General features: G+C 62.4%; 19 protein-coding genes and 1 pseudogene. 11 read left to right on the top strand and 9 right to left on the bottom strand.

All coding sequences use genetic code 11. The features are described 5' to 3' along the window. The gene (locus tag ACZ1G8_RS00170; RefSeq protein ID WP_472679858.1) at window positions 1–432 is read left to right on the top strand and encodes a DUF1330 domain-containing protein; all 432 of its coding nucleotides are present in this window, start codon (window positions 1–3) and stop codon (window positions 430–432) included. A gap of 505 nt (window positions 433–937) precedes the next feature. Here the strand turns inward: ACZ1G8_RS00170 and ACZ1G8_RS00165 are convergent. Further along, window positions 938–2023 carry a PA0069 family radical SAM protein gene (locus tag ACZ1G8_RS00165; RefSeq protein ID WP_472679857.1) on the bottom strand — a complete coding sequence of 362 codons (1086 nt, stop codon included), beginning with the start codon at window positions 2021–2023 and terminating at the stop codon, window positions 938–940. 90 nt (window positions 2024–2113) lie between these two features. Between ACZ1G8_RS00165 and ACZ1G8_RS00160 the strand changes: the two genes are divergently transcribed. Beyond that, complete coding sequence (locus ACZ1G8_RS00160) at window positions 2114–2626, top strand: YcxB family protein (protein ID WP_472679856.1); 513 nt, start codon at window positions 2114–2116, stop codon at window positions 2624–2626. On the opposite strand, the gene moaB is transcribed toward ACZ1G8_RS00160, so the two are convergent. The 3 genes from moaB to ACZ1G8_RS00145 are packed head-to-tail and all read right to left on the bottom strand — an operon-like array spanning window position 2623 to window position 5658. Continuing rightward, window positions 2623–3150 carry a molybdenum cofactor biosynthesis protein B gene (gene moaB / locus ACZ1G8_RS00155; RefSeq protein WP_472679855.1) on the bottom strand — a complete coding sequence of 176 codons (528 nt, stop codon included), beginning with the start codon at window positions 3148–3150 and terminating at the stop codon, window positions 2623–2625. The two genes, ACZ1G8_RS00160 and moaB, sit on opposite strands and share 4 nt — an antisense overlap. A gap of 10 nt (window positions 3151–3160) precedes the next feature. Then, entirely contained in the window at window positions 3161–4876 is a 1716-nt protein-coding gene (locus tag ACZ1G8_RS00150; protein WP_472679854.1) for a lytic transglycosylase domain-containing protein, read from the bottom strand. Then, window positions 4873–5658, bottom strand: coding sequence for a hypothetical protein (locus tag ACZ1G8_RS00145; protein WP_472679853.1), 786 nt, complete (start codon window positions 5656–5658; stop codon window positions 4873–4875). The genes ACZ1G8_RS00150 and ACZ1G8_RS00145 overlap by 4 nt, the downstream gene beginning before the upstream one ends. Before the next feature lie 82 nt (window positions 5659–5740). Here ACZ1G8_RS00145 and ACZ1G8_RS00140 point away from each other — a divergent pair, with 82 nt between their 5' ends. The 5 genes from ACZ1G8_RS00140 (at window position 5741) to ACZ1G8_RS00120 (ending at window position 12142) form a co-directional block, all read left to right on the top strand. Then, complete coding sequence (locus tag ACZ1G8_RS00140; protein ID WP_472679852.1) at window positions 5741–7390, top strand: electron transfer flavoprotein-ubiquinone oxidoreductase; 1650 nt, start codon at window positions 5741–5743, stop codon at window positions 7388–7390. A gap of 9 nt (window positions 7391–7399) precedes the next feature. Continuing rightward, on the top strand, window positions 7400–8212 hold the full coding sequence (locus tag ACZ1G8_RS00135) for a 4-(cytidine 5'-diphospho)-2-C-methyl-D-erythritol kinase (RefSeq protein ID WP_472679851.1): 813 nt from the start codon (window positions 7400–7402) through the stop codon (window positions 8210–8212). Beyond that, window positions 8212–8937 (top strand): N-formylglutamate amidohydrolase, encoded by a 726-nt coding sequence (locus ACZ1G8_RS00130; RefSeq protein WP_472681265.1) that lies wholly within the window; start codon window positions 8212–8214, stop codon window positions 8935–8937. The genes ACZ1G8_RS00135 and ACZ1G8_RS00130 overlap by 1 nt, the downstream gene beginning before the upstream one ends. Window positions 8938–9019: 82 nt before the next feature. Then, window positions 9020–10738, top strand: coding sequence for a dihydroxy-acid dehydratase (gene ilvD / locus ACZ1G8_RS00125; RefSeq protein ID WP_472679850.1), 1719 nt, complete (start codon window positions 9020–9022; stop codon window positions 10736–10738). An 18-nt stretch (window positions 10739–10756) separates the two neighbouring features. Continuing rightward, window positions 10757–12142, top strand: a complete 1386-nt coding sequence (locus ACZ1G8_RS00120; RefSeq protein ID WP_472679849.1) for an NAD(P)H-hydrate dehydratase — start codon at window positions 10757–10759, stop codon at window positions 12140–12142. A 5-nt stretch (window positions 12143–12147) separates the two neighbouring features. Here the strand turns inward: ACZ1G8_RS00120 and ACZ1G8_RS00115 are convergent, their stop codons facing one another. Then, complete coding sequence (locus tag ACZ1G8_RS00115; protein ID WP_472679848.1) at window positions 12148–12543, bottom strand: hypothetical protein; 396 nt, start codon at window positions 12541–12543, stop codon at window positions 12148–12150. On the opposite strand from ACZ1G8_RS00115, the gene ACZ1G8_RS00110 reads away from it, so the two are divergent. Further along, window positions 12529–13335 (top strand): class I SAM-dependent RNA methyltransferase, encoded by an 807-nt coding sequence (locus ACZ1G8_RS00110; protein WP_472679847.1) that lies wholly within the window; start codon window positions 12529–12531, stop codon window positions 13333–13335. The genes ACZ1G8_RS00115 and ACZ1G8_RS00110 overlap by 15 nt on opposite strands. Window positions 13336–13338: 3 nt before the next feature. Here ACZ1G8_RS00110 and ACZ1G8_RS00105 read toward each other — a convergent pair whose 3' ends face one another. Continuing rightward, window positions 13339–13641, bottom strand: coding sequence for an acyl carrier protein (locus tag ACZ1G8_RS00105; protein WP_221428336.1), 303 nt, complete (start codon window positions 13639–13641; stop codon window positions 13339–13341). Between the two features lie 113 nt (window positions 13642–13754). Here ACZ1G8_RS00105 and ACZ1G8_RS00100 point away from each other — a divergent pair, with 113 nt between their 5' ends. The 3 genes and pseudogenes from ACZ1G8_RS00100 (at window position 13755) to ACZ1G8_RS00090 (ending at window position 17761) form a co-directional block, all read left to right on the top strand. Next, entirely contained in the window at window positions 13755–15287 is a 1533-nt protein-coding gene (locus ACZ1G8_RS00100) for an acyl-CoA ligase (AMP-forming), exosortase A system-associated (RefSeq protein WP_472679846.1), read from the top strand. Next, window positions 15284–16510: pseudogene (locus tag ACZ1G8_RS00095) on the top strand (pyridoxal-dependent decarboxylase, exosortase A system-associated). The gene ACZ1G8_RS00100 and the pseudogene ACZ1G8_RS00095 overlap by 4 nt, the downstream one beginning before the upstream one ends. Before the next feature lie 90 nt (window positions 16511–16600). Beyond that, window positions 16601–17761 (top strand): ExeA family protein, encoded by a 1161-nt coding sequence (locus ACZ1G8_RS00090; protein ID WP_472679845.1) that lies wholly within the window; start codon window positions 16601–16603, stop codon window positions 17759–17761. A 6-nt stretch (window positions 17762–17767) separates the two neighbouring features. Here ACZ1G8_RS00090 and zapE read toward each other — a convergent pair whose 3' ends face one another. The 3 genes from zapE to ACZ1G8_RS00075 are packed head-to-tail and all read right to left on the bottom strand — an operon-like array spanning window position 17768 to window position 20127. After that, window positions 17768–18880: a cell division protein ZapE gene (gene zapE, locus ACZ1G8_RS00085; RefSeq protein ID WP_472679844.1), complete on the bottom strand. Its 1113-nt coding sequence runs from the start codon at window positions 18878–18880 to the stop codon at window positions 17768–17770. After that, a complete protein-coding gene (locus ACZ1G8_RS00080; RefSeq protein WP_472679843.1) occupies window positions 18877–19338 on the bottom strand; it encodes a PaaI family thioesterase in 462 nt (153 codons plus the stop codon). The genes zapE and ACZ1G8_RS00080 overlap by 4 nt, the downstream gene beginning before the upstream one ends. Window positions 19339–19344: 6 nt before the next feature. Further along, the gene (locus tag ACZ1G8_RS00075; RefSeq protein WP_472679842.1) at window positions 19345–20127 is read right to left on the bottom strand and encodes a succinate dehydrogenase iron-sulfur subunit; all 783 of its coding nucleotides are present in this window, start codon (window positions 20125–20127) and stop codon (window positions 19345–19347) included. Window positions 20128–20229 lie beyond the last annotated feature (102 nt).

Raw genomic sequence — 20229 nt, 5'->3', positions numbered from 1 at the left:
GTGACCGACAGCTATATCGACCCGAGCCCCGCCAATTTCCAGGCATTCAAGGACCTGCCGCGCGACGAGCCGATTCAGATGCTCAACCTCCTGCTCTACCGCGAGGAGGCCGAGTATCCCGAGGGGCACGAGCACGCAGGCAAAGGCTGGAGCGGCCGCCGCGCCTACGAGGAATACGGCAAGACCAGCGGCCCGATCTTCCGCCGCGTGGGCGGCGAGATCGTCTGGCGCGGCGCTTTCCAGACCGTGGTGACGGGACCGGAAGCGATGCGCTGGCACGATGGCTTCGTGGCGCAATATCCGAACTCGGGCGCGTTCTTCGAGATGATCAAGGATCTGGATTACCAGAAGGCAGTAGTCAATCGGACGGCAGCGCTGGTCGACAGCAGGCTGGTGCGGTTCAAGCCGGGCGCTGCGGGAGAGGGGTTTTGACCTCAGCTAGTGATTTTCGAAGTCGTTGAAGCGAGCACCCAAGCTGATTGTCGCATAGATTTCGAAAAGGCACTGCAAATTCGGGTCGTTGATTGCAACATATCGCCACTCCATCGTGGCGAGGTCATCTTTTGCGAGAGCGAACGCCTTCGAGAATTCAGGATGATGCTCCAACTCTTTTCTCGTGGGTTGGCCCTTACCCTTGAAGAACCCGGTCTCATGGCGAGCCATCTTGAAGGCAAACGGGGAATCATTGTTCCTGCCCTTTAGATGCTCCTTGATCTCGCGCTCTAAGTCTGTTTGTTCTGCCGACGTAGAGATGCTTCTCACCTTTGCTGAAAAGGTAAACCGCACGAGCTGGCAGCACCAATTTTCTCAGTGGCAGACCAACCTGTGGTTGGCACCCCTTCAATTCGTGAAGCAATGGCGGAAGTTGATCGGTTAGAGCAGAAAACGTGGGATTCATCCCTTGCCTGCTATCATGCATTCGCCGTTGAGCAACCTACTACAGAAGCCGCAACTGCCCGCCCACCGCGGGCGGCCTGAAATGCGTGCAATCCAGCTCAAACTTCGCCTTACCCAGTCCTGCCCGTTTGCAGGCCAAACGAAACCTCGCACGGAAGAGGTCGGCCCAGACGCCGGTCGGCTTGAGGCGCGAGAAGAATTTGGGGTCGTTGTCCTTGCCGTTGCGGATCGACTGGACGATGCTCATTACCTTGTCGCCGCGCTCGGGGTAGTGGACCGAGAGCCATTCGCGGAACAGCGGGGCGACTTCGTGCGGAAGGCGCAGCGGGATCCAGCCCACGCTGTCGACCCCGATGGCGGCGGCGCGCTGCACGATCTCTTCCATGAACTCGTCGGTGATGGCGGGGATCACCGGTGCGACCGAGCAATGGCTAGGCACGGCCGCTGCGACCAGTTTCTCCAGCGCTCCGAGTCGCTTGGCAGGTGATGCTGCGCGCGGTTCGAGCTTGCCTGACAACTTCGGGTCGAGGCTGGTGACCGAGATCGCCACCGCCACCAGCCGCCGCTCTGCCATCTCGGCAAGCAGGTCGAGATCGTCGAGCACGCGATCGGACTTGGTGGTGATCGTCACTGGATGACGCGCATCGAGGCACACTTCCAGCACCGCCCGCGTGATGCGGTAATCTCGCTCGATGGGCTGGTATGGATCGGTGTTGGTCCCCATCGCGATCGGTTTGGGGCGATACTTCGGCTTCGCGAGCGTCGCGCGCAGCAGTTCCGCCGCGTTGGGCTTGGCGAACAATTGCGTCTCGAAATCGAGCCCCGGCGAGAGGTCGTGATAGGAGTGGGTAGGGCGCGCGAAGCAATAGACGCAGCCATGCTCGCACCCGCGATAAGCGTTGATCGAGCGGTCGAAGAATATGTCCGGCGACTGGTTGAAGCTGAGGATCGTTTTCGGGTTCTCCTCGGTCACGTGGGTGCGCAGCTTTACCGGCGGACCGTCCAGCGCCTCCATATGATCGCGCCAGTCACCATCGGCCTCGCGCGTGGCAAGGCCGAAGCGTGTCGGGACTACGCGCGACTGCGCACCCCGTCCGCTGACAGGCGACTCAATGCTTTTCTCCATGAGTGGAACATATGGAGAACAATGGCGCCGGTCCAGCGAAAATCCAATGCAGGCTTGTGCGGTGCGCAGCCATGGTCAACAAAGCGGAGGATGACCAAGCATGGCCCTTACACCTACCGCGTCGAAGAGGGCGATCTCGCCGTCGCCGGACGCCACTACTTCCAGCGTCGGGTATTCCAGCGACCGATGCGCTACCTCTTCATCGCGGTGCTCGTGCTCGCGGTCCTGCTCGTCGCTCTCGATCTGTACGAGGACGATGCGCTGAAAGTGTCCACCTTGATTGTGATCGGGGTTGGTATCCCGCTGATCTGGCTGATCCCGTACCTGATCGCACCACGCATCATGCGCAGGCAGTTCAGGCAGAGCGCGGCTCTACGCGATGAGAACGAGCTCGAATTCGACGCGGAATCGATAACCTTCACCAATCAGCGCGGCCACGCGCGGATTCCCTTCCACGAGCTCTATGCATGGTCCGAGACCGAGCGGATGATCCTGCTCCACCAGACCGAGGCTTACTTCAATCCCATTCCCAAGCAGGCGATAGGTGATGACTTCCGCCTTCTCGCGGCAGCGCTCGATGCGGCGGGGGTAAAGCGCTTCTAGCGTTCGCGCAGGCGCGGCATCAGGTCGACGAAATTGCAGGGCCGATGGCGGCTGTCGAGCTGGCTTGCGAGGATCTTGTCCCAGCCGTCTTTCACTGCACCGTTCGAGCCGGGCAGCGCGAATATGTACGTCCCGCGGGCAATCACAGCGCAGGCGCGGCTCTGGATCGTGCTGACGCCGATCGTCTCGTAGCTGATCCATCGGAAAAGCTCGCCGAAACCGGGAATGTCCTTGTCCTTCACCCGGTCGAGCGCCTCCGGGGTCACATCCCGGCCAGTGAGGCCTGTGCCGCCGGTGGTGATGACCGCGTCGATCAGTTCGTCGTCGATCCAGCGATGGAGATGGGCCGCAATCTCATTCTTGTCGTCGTGGCTGATCTCGCGGGCGGCGAGCGCGTGCCCGGCACCCTCGATCCGTCCGGCCAGGATGTCCCCCGAGGTATCCTCGCTCGCCTTGCGCGTGTCGGAGATCGTGAGCAGCGCGATATTGACCGGCTTGAAGGTCAGGCTTTCGTCGATAGCCATTCGTTACCTCTCAACGGGTTCGTGGAAATTGCGGCCAGTCGTTTTCGGCAAGGTCGGTGCGGCTCGGCGCCGGAGCGTCGGCCTGGCGCAGGTACATCCAATAGTTGCGCATCACGATCGCCACGTATCCGCGGGTTTCCCAGTAGGGGATCGATTCCATCCAGAGTAGCGGATCGCCCTGGTCGTTGATCTCGCTGTTCCAGCGCGCGACCGGCGAGGGACCGGCGTTGTACGCGGCCATGACCTTGGGAAGCGTTCCCCGCGTGTAGCTGGCCTGCGCCAGCGCTTCGAGCGTGCGCTGCCCGAAGGACAGGTTGGTGCGAGGGTCCTTGAGATCAGCCCCGGCACTCATGTTGATCGAGGCAGCATATTCACGTGCGGTGATCGGACGGATCTGCATCAGACCGATCGCGTTTGCAGGGCTGACGACACGCTCGCGGAAATTCGATTCCTGCAGCGCATGGGCAAAGGCGAGGGCGGGGTCGATCCGCCAGCCGTCCTGCGGCGCGTGATAGGCAACCGGCCACCGCAGGTTCGCAGGCGAACGCTCTCCGCGAGGAGCGTTATAGGCCATGAAGGTCTGTGCGCCCGTCACTCCGAGCGCGCGTGCAAGCCGCGCCAGTGCGGCGAAGTCGTCCGGGTCGCCGTAGCGGACTTGCCAGCGAAGCGCTTCGTCGGCGAGGTCGCGCCGGTTCACCTCGGCGAGCATGACCGCTTCGCGAACTGCGCTCTTGCCGGAAAGCCGGTTCCAATCCGCTCCACTGAAATCCGCCGCTACATGGTCGCGCGGCAGGTCCCTCCCGAGCTGCTCGCTCGCGATCATCCCGTAAAGCGTTTCGTCGTAGCGCGCGGCGCTCCGTAAGTGGTCGTCGACGCCCTGAGGCTGGCGGCAGCGAATGAGGCTGCGAGCTGCCCAGTAATGCGCGGCCGTCCGGAGTTCGACATTTTCTGCGCCGCGTGCGCTGGAGGCGAAATAGTCGGCAGCCCGCGCGCAATCGCCGATCCGCCAGGCGGCAAGCCCTGCCACCCAGTCACCCTCGGCGACCCAGGGGCCGGAGCCTTGGGAAACCAGCTGGGCCATGGCGTATGCCTCGGCATCGCGGTTCTCGATGTAATAGCTCCAGGCGACACGCTGTCGCCATTCGGCGCGGGCTTCGCGCGAAAGCGAGGCATCTACACCGTCGAGAAGCAGCCGCGCTCCATCCGGGTCGTCTTCCCGGATGCGCTCGAGGATGGCCGAACGCACGTCATCCGACAGCGTGCCGTCGTTTATCGCTGCAGGGCGCGTTCGCCGCGTGATCCCTGGCTGTCGCACCAGTGTCCGCGCCCGCGGCATCTCTGGTTCCCACGAGAGGCCGCGGGTCTGGCCGAGACGCACGATATCTTCGGTGCGAGCGCTACCGGCGTAGCGGCGCAGCCACTCCTCGATCTTCGCCAGTTCGATCCGGGGGCTCTTGGGGTCGAGGTAATAGGCCGCGAGCGCTGCCGCGTGGAGCGGACCATCCTCGCGCTGCCCGAGCACGACCTCAACACGGTCCCAGTTCTCCGCTTCGATGGCTTCGAACAGGGAGGCATAATAGAACCGGTCATCGGTCGAGAGCAGACGCGGCAGCGCATTCGCATGGTCGCGCGAGAAGTGGCTGATACTGCTTTCCTGGGCTTTTGCCGGAGCGGCGAGAGGAAGGCCGAGGCATGCTGCCAGCAGCATCAAGCGGGAAGTCTTCATGCGGTCCATTCCAGCCAGCGATTCCAGAAATTGCGGCGGCGGTCGGCCGAGCGCGCGAGTTCGTCTAGGGTGGGAGCCAGCAGCAGGGGTAGGTTCCTGTCACCCGCCTCAATCACCGCAGGCTCGCGAGCCATCTTGGGCTGGACGCCGAAAAGCGGGGCAAGGCTGCGATCGAAGGAGATCACCCTGTGCGGTTTCGCCAGAGCCACGTGTCGCCGTGTCACCTCACCAAGGCCGCGAGTGGCCCACTCCGTCCAGTCCGGCAATGAGAGAGGCGCAGGCAGCGCACTGGCCAGATATGCCTCGTGGGGTTCGATGCCCATTGCCTTGAGAAGCGCGTAGGTGAACTTGCCCGGTGCGCCCGAAAGCAGAGCATCGGTATCGCTTTTCATGGGATGTGGCAGGATCACCATGAGCTTGGCGCCTTCGACACCGCGCGGCGGTAGGCGGCGATCCGGTCCCGACGAAGACAGGGTTTCCTCGCTCATCCACCATTCGCGAAATTTTTCCAGCGTGTCGGGCAAAGCCTCGGGGAGGCCTCCGATTAAAGCGGTGGGGTTCGTGCTCTCGAAGGCGCGCTCGAGCGGGCTTTGCTGCGGTTCCTCGGGCGGTTTCTTCGGTTTGGGCGACGCTACGGCCTGCTCTTCTTCGGGCTCGGCCAGCCAGCTGACGGTTTCGTCATCATAGTCGCTGTCGACGCCCGCTTCACGCCACCAGTCAAGCGCTGCTTCGAGCGCTTCAGCGGGCGATATTTCGCGGGATTCCGGCGTTGCTGCGATCATTTTCCGTCCGTCACAGGTCTTGACCTCAAACCGCCCAGCAATCAAGGCATTCGCAACGTTTACGCGACGAAAAGAGAGAGACATGAGCGAACGCGAATCGATGCCCTGCGACGTCGTCATTATCGGCGGCGGTCCTGCCGGCCTTTCGGCTGCCATCCGGTTGAAACAGATCAACGAGGACCTCGAAGTCGTGGTGCTCGAGAAAGGCAGCGAAATCGGCGCGCACATCCTCTCGGGCGCGGTCGTCGATCCCAAGGCGATGAACGAGCTTTTCCCCGACTGGCGGAACATGGACTGCCCGCTCGCAGAGACTCCGGTGAAAGAGAACCACCACTGGGTGCTTTCCCAAGGCGGCAAGTCGGACCTTCCCGAATTCCTGCTCCCGCCGTTCATGTCGAACGACGGCAACTACACCGCATCGCTCGGCAACACCTGTCGCTGGCTGGCCGAACAGGCCGAGGGGCTGGGCGTGATGGTATTCCCTGGCTTCCCTGCAGCGGAAGTGCTGTTCAACGATGCAGGCGCCGTCACGGGCGTCGTGACGCAGGACATGGGTATTGCCGAGGATGGCTCGCAGAAAGGCGATTACCAGCCGGGCATGGAAATCCACGCCAAGTACACCCTCTTCGCCGAGGGTGCTCGCGGGAATCTCACCAAGAAGATGAAGGCCAAGTACGACCTCGAGGCCGATTGCCAGCCGCAGGTTTATGGCCTCGGCATCAAGGAACTCTGGGACGTCGCGCCCGAGAAATACGAGCAGGGCACCGTCATCCACACGCAGGGCTGGCCGCTCAGCGAAAGCGGTACTTGGGGCGGCGGCTTCATCTATCACCAGGCGAACGGCCAGGTCGCTCTCGGCTTCGTTACGGCTCTCGACTATAAGAACCCGCACGTCTCGCCGTACCAGGAATTCCAGCGTTGGAAGCACCACCCCGAGATCGCTTCGCTTCTCGAGGGTGGCAAGCGCGTCGCTTACGGTGCGCGCGTGATCAACGAGGGCGGCTGGCAGAGCGTACCCAAGCTTGCATTCCCCGGCGGCGCGCTGATCGGCTGTTCGGCGGGTTTCGTGAATGTGCCGCGCATCAAGGGCACTCATACCGCCATGAAGAGCGGCATGCTGGCCGCCGAAAGCATCGCCGATGCGATTGCCGCCGGCAATGAGCACACTGAACTCATGGAGTACGACAGCGCGGTGCGTTCGAGCTGGATCGCAACCGAACTCCAGAAGGTGAAGAACGCGCAGCCTGCGGTCGCCAAGTACGGCGAAGACCTCGGCACTGTTCTTGCCGGGATCGACATGTGGATGCGCACTCTCAAGATCGGCCTTCCGATCACGATGAGGCACCACCGCGACCACGAGCAGCTCGGCCGCGCGGACCTGTACAAGCCGATCAACTATCCCAAGCCGGATGGCAAGATCAGCTTCGATCGTCTGACCAATGTCAGCTTCAGCTACACCAACCACGCCGAGGACCAACCGGTTCACTTAAAGGTGCTCGACCGCGAGCTCCAGCGTGAGAGCGAGCTCGAGGTCTATGGCGGTCCCTCGACCCGCTATTGCCCAGCTGGCGTCTACGAATGGCTGGTCGACGAGGATACGGGCGAGCCGAAGTTCCAGATCAACTCGCAGAACTGCGTCCACTGCAAGACCTGCGACATCAAGGATCCGAACCAGAATATCGAATGGACCACGCCCGAAGGCGGCGGCGGGCCGAACTATCCGAACATGTGATCCGTCCGGGTGGCGGTAACCGAAACAGCCTATGCCAAGATCAACCTCGCGCTGCATGTCCGCAGGCGGCGCGAGGACGGCTATCATGAGCTGGAGACATTGTTCGCCTTCGTCGACAAGGGCGACGTGCTGACTGCACGCACGGCGGCCGAGGATCGGCTCGAGACCGTCGGCGAGTTTGCGTCCGCGCTCGACGATCCGTTCGACAATCTGGTGATGGCAGCGCTTGGCAAGCTTTCGCGACCGGAAGGTCTCGCGATCACGCTCGAGAAGAACCTGCCGGTCTCCGCAGGGCTGGGCGGAGGCTCTGCCGACGCCGGAGCGGTTTTTCGCATCATCCGCGATCGTTTCGGCTTGCCCGACGACTGGCACGAACGTGCGACATCGCTGGGCGCCGACGTTCCTGCCTGCGTAGAAAGCAGGACCTCGATCGGCCTCGGTACCGGCACCGAACTTGAGGTGGCCGACGATAGTCTCGCGGGCACGCCTGTCCTTCTGGTCAACCCGCGCATCCCGCTCGCCACCGGCCCGGTTTTCAAGGCTTGGGATGGCGAAGATCGAGGACCACTCCCGCAAGGGAACGTGCGCGAGATCGCGCATAAAGGCCGTAACGACCTTGAGGTTCCGGCAGTAACGATTTGCCCCCAGATCGCGGACGTACTGACGTCATTGCGCGGAACCCAGCCGTTTCTCGCCCGTATGTCGGGTTCAGGCGCGACATGTTTTGCGCTCTACGAGAGCAGTTCCGCGCGTGATGAAGCTTCCGCGCGCATCGCCGCCGCCCAGCCGGATTGGTGGCAGTTGAGGGGAAAACTTAGATGATGATCGACAATTTGCCGTACCGACAGGTCGGTGCGGACGATCCGAGGCCCGGTGGCCTGCTTTGCGTGGCGGACCATGCCTCGAACTACGTACCTGATGGCATAGAGCTTGGCATCGATCCCAAGCTCATGGAGCAGCACATCGCGGTCGATATCGGTGTCGAGGGTATCGCCGACCGTCTCGCACGCCGTCATGGCATTCCCGCACACATCGCATGCGTCAGTCGCCTCGTATGCGACTTCCACCGGCGCGAAGACGATCCCTCGGTCGTGCCGACCGAGAGCGATGGTCGCCTGATTCCCGGCAATATTGGCGCGGATGTCGAGGCTCGCCTGAACCTGTTCCATCGGCCGTACCACTTCGAACTGGGCAAGCTGATCGATCGTGTAAAGCCGCGCATGCTCGTGGCGCTGCACAGCTTCACCCCGAGCCTCGATACCAGCGACGAAGAGCGCCCTTGGGAAGTCGCCTTGCTCTACAACAATGATGACAGGGCCGCTCGCCACGCCATTCGTCTGTTCGGCGAGCAGGGACTGAACGTCGGCGACAACAAGCCCTATTCCGGCAAGGAACTGAATGCGACGATGGACCGCCATGCGGAGGCCAATGGCATTCCTTATTGCACGGTCGAGATCCGGCAGGACCAGATCGACACCGAAGCCGGGCAGGCGCGCTGGGCGGTCATGCTGGCCGATGTCCTGGGCCGCGTCGCACTCGAAGTCTAAGGTCGCTCCAAGCAAAGCTTTTCGTCAGACTGCTTGAAATCCTCTTCCTGCGCGGCGAATGCTGAGCGCTACGGAGGTATTCATGGCACGGTTCGACAAATCCCGACTTCCCAGCCGTCACGTTTCGGTGGGCCCGGAGCGCGCGCCCCATCGCTCGTACTATTACGCGATGGGTCTTTCCGAAGAGGAAATTGCGCGCCCCTTCGTCGCTGTCGCCAGCGCCGGTAACGACAGCGCCCCGTGCAACACGACGCTCGACGCGCAGGCGGATATCTGTCGCCGGGGTGTCGACGAGGCGGGCGGGATGCCGCGCCGGTTCAATACGATCACTGTGACCGACGGGATCGCAATGGGTCACCAGGGCATGAAAAGCTCGCTGGTCAGTCGCGAGGTAATCGCGGACTCTGTCGAACTGTCGGTTCGCGGGCATTGCTACGATGCGCTTGTCGGGTTCGCCGGGTGCGACAAGAGCCTGCCCGGCATGATGATGGCGATGCTTCGCCTCAACGTGCCAAGCATCTTCGTATATGGCGGTTCCATCCTGCCCGGGACCTACAAGGGCGAGGACGTTACGGTGGTCGACGTTTTCGAAGCGGTCGGGCAATTTGCCTCCGGAAATTGCCCGCTGAAAGAGCTGACGGCGCTCGAGAAGGTCGCCTGTCCGGGCCACGGCGCCTGCGGTGGCCAGTTCACCGCCAACACCATGGCCTGTGTCGGTGAAGCGATCGGATTGTCATTGCCGAATAGCAATATGGCTCCGGCACCTTACAAGTCGCGTGAAGAGGTCGCGATGGCCGCCGGCCGCCAGGTGATGACGCTTCTGGAGCAGAATCTGCGTCCTCGCGATATCTGCACGCGAACTGCCTTCGAGAATGCCGCGCGGGTCGTCGCTGCTACCGGCGGTTCGACCAATGCCGCGCTTCACCTTCCCGCAATGGCGCACGAGGCCGGTATCGAGTTCGACCTCCATGACGTCGCCGATATCTTCAAATCGACGCCGTACATCGCCGACCTCAAGCCGGGCGGAAAGTACGTGGCCAAGGACATGCACGAGGCTGGCGGAGTCTACATGGCGATGAAGACCTTGCTCGACGGCGGTTTCCTCGATCCCGAGCCGATGACCGTCACCGGGAAGACGCTCGGCGAGAATATCGAGGAGATCACTTGGAACCCGGACCAGAAGGTCTTTTACGAGGTATCCAATCCGATCACGCCCACCGGCGGGGTGGTCGGGCTGAAGGGCTCGCTCGCACCTGAAGGCGCAATCGTGAAGGTCGCGGGCATGGATCGCCTGCAGTTCACCGGTCCGGCAAAGGTCTTCGAGTGTGAGGAAGACGCCTTCGAAGCGGTCGAGAACCGCCAGATCGAGGAGGGCTGTGTCATCGTCATCCGTTACGAGGGCCCCAAGGGCGGTCCGGGCATGCGGGAAATGCTGGCGACGACGGCAGCTCTCTATGGGCAGGGAATGGGCGAGAAGGTCGCTCTCATCACCGATGGGCGTTTTTCGGGCGCGACCAGAGGCTTCTGCATCGGCCATGTCGGCCCTGAAGCGGCTGACTGCGGACCGATTGCACTTATCGAGGACGGCGACGAGATCGCTATCGACGCAGTCGCGGGTACGATCGATCTCAATGTCGATGCTTCCGTGCTAGACGAAAGGCGCAAGGCATGGCAGCCGCGGACCAATGATTACCAGTCCGGAGCCTTGTGGCGCTATGCGCAGAATGTCGGCCCAGCGGCCAGCGGCGCTGTCACGCATCCAGGTGCTACAAGCGAAACCCACGTTTTCGCCGATATTTGACGCCGAAAGGTTTGCGTCGTGAGCGGCGCAGTCCTGACGGTCGACCAGATGCGCGCCGCGGAGCGGGCGGCGATGGATGGTGGCGTCTCCGAGTGGGAGCTGATGCAGCGCGCAGGCGAAGGTGCCGCGCAGTGGGTCGCCAGGATGGCTGCGGGCAGGGCAGTGACCGTGCTCTGCGGCCCCGGAAACAATGGCGGCGACGGTTACGTGATCGCCGAGAGCCTGAGGCGCAGCAGTGTCGAGGTGGCGGTTGTCGCCCCTCGGGAGCCGGGCACTGATACCGCCAAGACTGCGCGGTCGCATTTCCAGGGGGAGATCGCGGACTCCGGACTGCCGTCTAGCCAGGTCTATGTCGATTGCCTCTTCGGATATGGCTTGTCGCGTAAGGTGGAAGGCGTTTTTGCGGAGCTGCTCGAGCGCCTCGCTGCAGTTCCGGGGTTCAAAATCGCCATCGATGTGCCGAGCAGCGTTTCGAGCGATTCCGGCGAACTGCTTGGGCCCGAGGTGTCTTATGACCTGACCCTTGCGCTCGGTGGCTGGAAGCTGGCGCATTTCACCATGCCCGCCATGGCAAAGATGGGCGTGAAGAGGCTGGTCGAAATCGGTCTCGACTTGCCCGGTGATGCACCGAGGCTTTCGCTCGCTCCAAGCATGTCCGCACCGGCAACCGATGCCCACAAGTACAAGCGCGGTCTTCTCGCGATTGTAGCTGGCGAGATGCCGGGAGCGCCGATTCTCGCGGCCGAGGCAGCCATGAGGGCCGGTGCGGGCTATGTGAAACTGGCCAGCGAGCACTCCCATCCCGACGCTCCGTCCGATCTCGTCATCGTGGACGGCGCTTTGAGAGCGGCATTGGGTGACGAACGGCTTTCAGCAATCCTCGTGGGACCGGGTCTCGGTCGCGGAGACGAGGCGAACTCGCGGCTAGAAGTCGTACTGGGAACCCCGCGCCCGGCGATCATCGATGCCGATGCGCTTCATCTCTTGGATCCTGAGATGCTCGGGCAGGCCGACGCATCGAATATTGCCGTGACGCCGCATGAGGGCGAACTGACAGCGCTTTGCAGGGCTTTCGGCATCGAAGCCTCGAGCAAGCTGGAAAGGGCCCGCGCTCTTCACGAGAAGACTAGCATGACAGTTTTGGCGAAGGGCCCTGACAACCTCCTCGTCGGAGCCCCCGGTGTGAGGTTCTTCCCAACCGGATCGAGCTGGCTGTCGGCCGCAGGGACCGGAGACGTGCTGGCAGGTATCGCTGCGTCCCGGCTCGCAGTACGCGGGGACCTTTTCAAGGCCTGCGAAGAGGCTGTCTGGCTCCATCAGGAAGCCGCGCAACTCCTCGGGCCCGCCTTTACCGCGAGCGAACTTGCCGCGGCGGTTTCCGGAGCATTGGAGCGATTCCTGTGAGCGGTTCAGAAATCATCGAAAGGATCGCCGCAAAGGGTGACGGGGTCACGGCCAGCGGACGGCATGTCGCGGGTGCGGTGACAGGAGACACGGTCGATGAAGCCGGCAAGGTACAGTTCGGACCGCACCATCAGGAACCGCCGTGCCGTCACTTCGGAACCTGTGGTGGTTGCCAACTCCAGCATGCAGACGAAGAGACACTGAGGCGCTTCGTCACCGAGCGGGTTGCCTTCGCGGCCGAAGCGCAAGGCTTGGAGGTTGGCGAACTGCTGCCGACGCACCTGTCGCCGGCTCGTACCCGCAGGCGGGCAACGCTTCATGCCTTGCGCGCCGGAAAAGGTGCTGTCCTCGGCTTCCGCGAGGCCCGCAGCAACCGCATAGCCGATATGAACGAGTGCCATATCCTCGAGCCGCGCTTGTTCGCGCTTGTGACCCCGCTCAGGAAGCTCGTGGCAGATCATGCCGGAAAGGCTCCCGTCGACATCTCGCTGACTCTGGCGGACCAGGGCGTGGATTGCTCGTTGAAGGGCTTCGTTGCCGATGGCCTCGCTGCGACCGAAGCGGTTCTCGACTTCGCGCGTGAGCACCGCCTTGCGCGCCTGTCGCTCGATCAGGGCTACGGCGCGGAAACCGTGTGGGAACCCGAACCGGTCACGATAACGCTTGGAGCCTCGCCGGTAGGATTGCCGCAGGGCGCGTTCCTCCAGCCGACCTTGGACGGTGAAGAGGTTCTGCTGGCTGATGCCCGCTCCTATCTCGAAGGCACCGGTACGATCGCTGACCTATTCGCGGGCCTCGGGACTTTCGCGTTTGCCCTGGCTGGCCCAGCAAAGGTGCTCGCCGTCGAGGCTGCACGCGATGCGCATCTGGCGTGCAAGAGCGCCGCAAATTCTCGTGGCATCCTCGTACACGCGATGCACCGTGACCTGTTCCGCAATCCCCTGACCGTCGACGAAATCTCGCGCTTCGACGGGATCGTGCTCGATCCGCCCCGTGCAGGAGCGCGTGATCAGGTGGCGCAGATTGCGCAAAGTGATGCCAGCCGCGTGGCGTATATCAGCTGCAACCCTTCAAGCTGGGCGCGCGACGCCAAGTCGCTCGTGGAGGCGGGGTTTAAATTGGAGAAATTGCGCCCCGTGGGCCAGTTTCGCTGGTCCACCCATGTCGAGCTGACCAGCTATTTAACGCGCTAGACGTCAGGCTTCCACGCACTTCGCTTCGGTAAAGGCGAGCAGTCCACCGTAGGTCTCAAGCATCTCGCCATCGACGTCCTCGTCCTCGATCACGATCTCGAGGCGGTCCTCCATTTCGGTGAAGAGCGTGGCGACTGCCATGCTGTCGAGCTCGGGGAGGTGGCCGAACAGGCCGGTATCGGCATCGAACTCGTCGACGCGTTCCTTCTCCAGGGAGAGCACATCGACCAAGATCGCGCGCAGTTTCTCGTCGATCGCGCTGCGGCTCGGGCCGGTCGGCTCAGCAGTGGCGGTCTGGCAGGTCATGCGAGAATATCGTCCCCTCGTGAGAAAGCGGCCTGCCTTAGCGGCGTGCCCTGCAGGGTGCAAGGCGGCGCGGGCCTCTTGCGCTAAGGCATGCGAGGCACGATAGCGGCGGCATGACAAGCCCTGTCACGCCCCCCGATCCCGATGCGCGCCCCCTCGACTGGTTGATCGAGCGTGGTTCAGAGCACGATCCCGCACTTGTCCTTCGCGATGCCACGCTTTCCTTTGGGGAGGCGCGGGAGAAAGTCGCCCGGCTGGCCGGTTGGTTGTCGGAGAAGGTTAAGCTCGGCGACCGTGTGGCGAGCTGGGCTGCCAAGGGCGAATTGACCTGCCTGCTGCCGCTCGCAGCGGCGAGGGCGGGTGTGGTTCACGTGCCTATCAACCCGCTGCTGAAGCGCGCGCAAGTCGCCCATATCCTTGCAGATAGCGGTGCCACTCTCCTTGTGGCGACCGGTGCGCGACTGAATTCGCTCGAAGAGGGTGATCTGCCGCCCGGTTGCGAGGCATTGGTTGAAAGGGATGCTCTTGCATCGGCCGAGGAATGCTCGGTCACCCTCTCGCCTTCTTCGCATGATGTCGATGAACTGGTGGCCATACTATACACTAGCGGTTCGACGGGACGTCCAAAGGGCGTGATGCTGAGCCATGCGAACCTGTGGCTGGGGGCGGTGTCGGTATCGCATTACCTCGAAATGCGGAGCGACGACGTCGTGCTCGCGGTTCTTCCTTTGAGCTTCGATTATGGGCAGAACCAATTGCTGAACGCCTGGTATGCGGGCGCATCGGTGGTCCCGCTCGACTACCTCTTCCCGCGGGACGTCGCGAAAGTCTGCTCGAAGCATTCGGTCACCACCTTGGCCGCAGTTCCCCCGCTGTGGGTGCAATTGCTCGAGGTTGATTGGCCCGAAGATGCCGTGACGCCAATGCGCAGGCTGACGAATTCGGGCGGCGCGCTGACGATAGAGCTTGTGGAAGGATTGCGTGACAAGTTCCAGAAATCAGATATTTTTCCGATGTATGGCCTTACGGAAGCATTCCGCTCGACCTATCTCGATCCCGACTTGGTCGACGCGCATCCGACATCTATGGGCAAGGCCATTCCCTTTGCCGAAATCCTCGTCGTCGATGATCAGGGCGAGGTGTGTGGTCCGGGCGTAGAGGGAGAACTTGTCCATTGCGGCCCGCTTGTCGCCAAGGGCTACTGGCAGGATGAGGAGAGGACTGCCGAGAGGTTCAAACCGGCTCCCGAAGCCTCGCAATACGGCGGAATCGCGGTTTGGTCTGGAGACCGGGTGAAACGCGACGAGAACGGGCTGCTGCATTTCGTCGGACGGCGAGATGCCATGATCAAGTCTTCGGGCAACAGGATCAGCCCGCAGGAAATCGAAAGTGCCGCGCTCGCCACCGGGCTGGTCGCCGAGGCCGTCGCTCTCGCAGTGCCGGACGAGCGGCTCGGCCACGAGATCCACCTGATCGCGCGCGCGGCAAAATCTGGCGGTAACGCGCGGGAAGAACTACCCAAGGCGCTGGCACGGGAGCTGCCCAACTTCATGCAACCGCACGTGATTCACTGGAAGGACACGATGCCGCTCAATCCCAATGGCAAGATCGACCGAACGGTACTGGCGAAGGAGATTGCTGCGTGAAGCCGATTGGCCCAATTCCTGCCGGTTTCGCGGCCATCGGGGGCGAACTTGCCATTTCGGGGCGCCGGACAAGCGAACTCGTGGAGGAGGCGGGGCGCACGCCACTGTTCGTCTACTCGAAATCCATGATCGAGCAGCGGTTGGCGGAGCTCCGGGCGGCAATGCCCGACGGCTTGAAGATCAACTACGCGATCAAGGCGAACAGCTACGCGCCGCTGCTTGAGTATATTTCGCCCTTGGTTGACGGTCTCGATATCGCATCGGGCGGAGAGCTCGAAATGCTTCGGAAGCTGGGCATCGACGGTTCACGCATCAGTTTCGCCGGACCTGGCAAGCGGGACGAGGAGCTTGAGGCTGCGATCAGGGCAGGCGTCACCCTTAACCTCGAGAGCGAGAATGAAGCTCGCCGCGCTTTGGCGATCGCCGAGAAGTTTGGCGTCACCCCACGTCTCGCGATCCGGGTGAACCCGGATTTCGAGCTCAAGGGTTCGGGTATGAAGATGGGGGAGGGGCCAAGCCCTTCGGGATCGATGCGGAGCGTGTGCCTGCCCTTGCACGGCACATCGTCGATGCAGGATGCGATTGGCGCGGGCTGCATATTTTCACTGGCAGCCAGGCGCTCTCGGCCGAGGCAGTGACCGAAGCACAGTCCAATATCCTTGACCTGGCAATCCGCCTTGCCGGGGAGGCCGGAGTAGGGCTGCCGAGATCTGAACATGGGCGGCGGTTTCGGCATTCCCTACTTCAATGGCGACACTTCGCTCGACATCACGCGCGTCGGAGATGCTCTTCGAGAGCTTTTCAATAAGCATTCACAAGATATTGCTGAGACAGAACTTTTCATCGAACTTGGGCGATTTCTTGTGGGAGAGGCTGGTGTCTATCTGACCCGGATTGTCGATCGGAAGGAAAGCCATGGCGAGACCTATCTTGTCACAGATGGCGGACTTCACCACCAGCTCGCCGCATCAGGTAATTTCGGCACTGTCGTGAGGCGAAACTATCCCGTTGCCATCGCATCGCATTTCGCTGCAGAGCCCACCGAAGTGGCCAATATCGTGGGATGCCTGTGTACTCCCCTCGACCGGTTGGCGGACAAAGCGCATGTTCCGAAAGCGGAAGTGGGCGATCTCGTCGCGGTTTTCTGCGCGGGGGCCTATGGCGCCAGCGCGTCACCAAGCGCCTTTCTGGGCCAGGGACCGGCGGCCGAACTGCTGGTGTGAGAAACCAGTCAACGATTTAACCATATTTAGAATGTAGGAATGAATACTCGGCGCACACACGCGCGATGGGGCAATGACAGGACCGCCACGATGTACGAGCAATTCTACGGGTTTTCCGAGCGGCCATTCCAGCTGACGCCGGACCCTGCGTTCTTCTTTGAGAGCGTCACCCACAAGAAGGCTCTGAGCTATCTGGGCTACGGCCTCAATCAGGGCGAAGGTTTCATCGTGATCACCGGCGAAGTGGGCGCCGGCAAATCCACGCTCGTCGGCCATCTGCGCAACAAGATCGATGCGGACAGGGTCACCATCGGCGAGGTCGTCACCAGTGGCCTCGATGGCGATGCCATGATTACCATGGCCGCGCACAGCTTCGGCTTCTCGGTGCCCTCGGGCGACAAGGCAGCCGCACTGACCGCAATCGAGACCTTCCTGCACGAGGAAGCGCGGGCCGGACGCAAGGTCATGCTGATCGTCGACGAGGCACAGAACCTGTCGGTGGGCGCACTCGAAGAGCTGCGCATGCTGTCGAACTTCCACCTCGGCTCGCAGCCCCTGCTCCAGATGGTCCTTCTTGGTCAGCCCGAGTTCCGCCAGCTGCTGGAGGAATGGGACGAGCTCGAACAGATCCGGCAGCGCGTCATCGCGGCGCACCACCTCGAGGCGATGCAGCCCGAGGAGATTGAGCAATACGTCGTTCACCGGCTCTCGCATGTGGGCTGGGAGGGTAATCCAGAATTCGAAGCGCAGGTCTGGAAGCGCATATTCGAGGAAAGTCGAGGCATTCCCCGCCTAATCAACCGCCTCATGTCGCGCCTGCTGATGCGCGGCGCAGCGCGGTCGCAGTCACGTATCGACGTGGCGTTGGTAGATGCGGTGGTCGAGGAAATGCACGGCGGTGGCAGCGGCGCTCAGCAGCAGAAGAAGCAGCCTATCCAGATGGACGAAGCACCGGCCGCCGGGCCCGGGGATAGTCACGCCGAACCGGTTCAGGAGCCGCAGGCCGGCCTTCTCGATGTCCAGATCAAGGCGATCGAGGGAGCATTCGCCGATCATGAAAAGGCGATCTCCAAGCTGCGTGACGAAGTGGATTCGATCGGCCAGGCGAGCGGGAGCGCGCCGACTGGAGACGTCGAGAAGCGGCTTTCGGAGATCGAGGCACGGCTCGATGAGCAGGAGCGTTCCTTGCGGCACGTCCTCAGCATGATGATCGATTTCTTCGAGGACAGCGCCTCACGCGATGCTGCCTGAGCGGACTCAGCCCTTGCCGTGACCGCGGGCCATGTAATCGGCGCTCTGCATTTCCTTCAGGCGGCTGACGGTCCGCTCGAACTCGAACGCGCCGTCGCCTGAGACATAGAGCTCTTCCGGTTCTGCCGCCGCGGTGGCGAACAGCTTCACATTATTCTCGTACAGCGCGTCGATGAGCTTGGTGAAGCGGATCGCCTCGTTGCGATTCTCTGGTGAAAGGCGCGGGATGCCCACCACGATAACGGTGTGATAGGCTTGCGCGATCGCCAGATAATCTGCCGCGCCCCGGTTCTCGCTGCACAGGCGTTTGAAGCTGAAGACGGCGACGCCCTTCAGGCTCTTCGGTACGTGCAATGTGCGCCCGCCGCCGAGTTCCAGCTCCCCGCTGGGCACATTGGCAGCGTCTTCGGGTTTGTAGTCGGTCAGGCGGAAGAAGGCTTCGCGCACCTGCGACGTCGCCTCGTCGCCCAGCGGCGTGTGCCAGCTCGCGATGTCGCCGAGCCGGTCGAGCCGGTAATCGGTCGGACCGTTGAGTGGCATGACGTCGAGTTCGGCCTGAACGAGGTCGATGAACGGCAGGAACAGCGAACGGTTGAGCCCGTCCTTGTAGAGATCGGACGGCGGCCTGTTGCTGGTGGTGACGATGGTCACGCCTTCGTCGCAGATCAGCGCCGTGAAGAGGCGGGCCATGATGGCCGCATCGGCCGTGTTGTTGACCACCATCTCGTCGAAAGCGAGGCACCGCACCTCTTCGGCAATGGCTGCCGCGACCGGAGCGATCGGATCGCCGCTTTCCTTCTTGCGCTCGTCGCGGATGCGTCGATCGACCTCGAGCATGAATTCGTGGAAATGGACACGGCGCTTTTCTGCGATCGATAGCGTCTCGACAAGCAGGTCCATCAGCATCGATTTGCCGCGCCCGACGCCGCCCCACATGTAAACGCCCTGCGGGCGGACCTTCTTCGGACGGAACAGCTGGCTCAGCAGGCCGCCTGGACTGTGGGCTTCAAGGTCCTTCTGAAGGCGGTCCAGTCGCTCTGCCGCGCGGCGCTGGTCAGGATCGGGCTGCAGTTCCTCGGCGGCGATCAGCCGCTCGTAACGGGCCAGCATCCCGCTCATTTGGGACGCATCTTCTTGACGATACCGGAGAAGGAGGCGACCGTGTGGTCTTCCTGCACGACCTTGCCGCGAACGAAGACGAGACCGCCGGTTTCGCGCACGATTTCGGTCACCGCGTCGAGCGGCATGTCGGGCTTTCCTCCGCCCGTGAACTGGGTCGAAAGCTCGAGCGTTACCGAAGGGCCGGCATTTCCGCTGCCGATTGTGTGCATCGTCGTGAAGAGCGAGATGTCGATCAGCGAGAGCGTCACCGCACCGTGGATGATGCCCTGGAGGTTCTCGTGCTTGCGCTCTGGGTACATGCGCAGACGCGAGTGCCTGCCTTCATCTTCGACGCGGGTGATGAGCTTGCCCATCACCGCGCCGTTGAACAGCGTTTCGTCCTTGAGATTCCAGTGCCGCCAGCCCGGATTTTCCGGATCGGGCCCGTGCTCGAAAACGTCGTCGGGAAGTGCCACGTGCGCTTAGATGGCGCGTTCGGCCATCATCTTCTTCGTTTCGGCGATTGCCTTGGCGGGGCTGAGGCCCTTGGGGCAGACATTCGCGCAGTTCATGATGGTGTGGCAGCGATACAGGCGGAAGGGATCTTCCAGCTGGTCGAGGCGCTCACCCGTCATCTCGTCACGGCTATCAGCCAGCCAGCGGTAGGCCTGGAGAAGGATGGCAGGGCCAAGGAACTTGTCGCTGTTCCACCAATAGCTCGGGCACGAAGTCGAGCAGCATGCGCAAAGGATGCACTCGTAAAGACCGTCGAGCTTCTCGCGCTGGTCCGGCGACTGAAGGCGTTCCTTGCCGCTGGGAGTAGGCGACACGGTCTGCAGCCAGGGGCGGATACTGGCGTACTGCGCATAGAAATGGGTGAAGTCGGGGACGAGGTCCTTGATGACTTCCATATGCGGCAACGGGGTGATGCGGATTTCGCCCTTGAGATCGTCGATCGCCGTGGTGCAGGCGAGGCCGTTCTTGCCGTTGAGGTTCATCGAGCACGAACCGCAGATGCCTTCGCGGCACGAGCGACGGAAGGTCAGCGTGGGATCAATCTCGTTCTTGATCTTGAACAGCGCGTCGAGAACCATCGGGCCGCAATCGTCGAGATCGATCTCGAAGGTGTCGTAGCGCGGGTTCTCGCCGGTATCCGGATCGTAGCGATAGATCTTGAACTTCTTGACGCGAGCGCCGCCTTCGGCGCTGTGCGTGCGTCCCTTGCCGCTGATCTTGGAGTTCTTCGGGAGAGTGAAGGTCGCCATGTGTATTCGATCCTGACTTCGTTTGGCCCCTCTCTACCCGTTGCAACGCGTGGTGCAAGGGGGTGAGGGTCGCGAATTTTGCACCGCTTGATGCAACGTAAC

This window comes from Qipengyuania sp. BR81-2 (assembly GCF_055693895.1).
This window is presented reverse-complemented; position numbering and strand designations above follow the sequence as displayed.

What these genes read in the sequence shown, in the direction of transcription:
- ACZ1G8_RS00165 (WP_472679857.1), bottom strand. Translation starts at nt 2,023, where the DNA reads ATGGAGAAAAGCATTGAGTCGCCTGTCAGCGGACGGGGTGCGCAGTCG.
- ACZ1G8_RS00160 (WP_472679856.1), top strand. Translation starts at nt 2,114, where the DNA reads ATGACCAAGCATGGCCCTTACACCTACCGCGTCGAAGAGGGCGATCTC.
- moaB (WP_472679855.1), bottom strand. Translation starts at nt 3,150, where the DNA reads ATGGCTATCGACGAAAGCCTGACCTTCAAGCCGGTCAATATCGCGCTG.
- ACZ1G8_RS00150 (WP_472679854.1), bottom strand. Translation starts at nt 4,876, where the DNA reads ATGAAGACTTCCCGCTTGATGCTGCTGGCAGCATGCCTCGGCCTTCCT.
- ACZ1G8_RS00145 (WP_472679853.1), bottom strand. Translation starts at nt 5,658, where the DNA reads ATGATCGCAGCAACGCCGGAATCCCGCGAAATATCGCCCGCTGAAGCG.
- ACZ1G8_RS00140 (WP_472679852.1), top strand. Translation starts at nt 5,741, where the DNA reads ATGAGCGAACGCGAATCGATGCCCTGCGACGTCGTCATTATCGGCGGC.
- ACZ1G8_RS00130 (WP_472681265.1), top strand. Translation starts at nt 8,212, where the DNA reads ATGATCGACAATTTGCCGTACCGACAGGTCGGTGCGGACGATCCGAGG.
- ilvD (WP_472679850.1), top strand. Translation starts at nt 9,020, where the DNA reads ATGGCACGGTTCGACAAATCCCGACTTCCCAGCCGTCACGTTTCGGTG.
- ACZ1G8_RS00110 (WP_472679847.1), top strand. Translation starts at nt 12,529, where the DNA reads ATGAACGAGTGCCATATCCTCGAGCCGCGCTTGTTCGCGCTTGTGACC.
- ACZ1G8_RS00115 (WP_472679848.1), bottom strand. Translation starts at nt 12,543, where the DNA reads ATGGCACTCGTTCATATCGGCTATGCGGTTGCTGCGGGCCTCGCGGAA.
- ACZ1G8_RS00105 (WP_221428336.1), bottom strand. Translation starts at nt 13,641, where the DNA reads ATGACCTGCCAGACCGCCACTGCTGAGCCGACCGGCCCGAGCCGCAGC.
- ACZ1G8_RS00100 (WP_472679846.1), top strand. Translation starts at nt 13,755, where the DNA reads ATGACAAGCCCTGTCACGCCCCCCGATCCCGATGCGCGCCCCCTCGAC.
- ACZ1G8_RS00090 (WP_472679845.1), top strand. Translation starts at nt 16,601, where the DNA reads ATGTACGAGCAATTCTACGGGTTTTCCGAGCGGCCATTCCAGCTGACG.
- zapE (WP_472679844.1), bottom strand. Translation starts at nt 18,880, where the DNA reads ATGAGCGGGATGCTGGCCCGTTACGAGCGGCTGATCGCCGCCGAGGAA.
- ACZ1G8_RS00075 (WP_472679842.1), bottom strand. Translation starts at nt 20,127, where the DNA reads ATGGCGACCTTCACTCTCCCGAAGAACTCCAAGATCAGCGGCAAGGGA.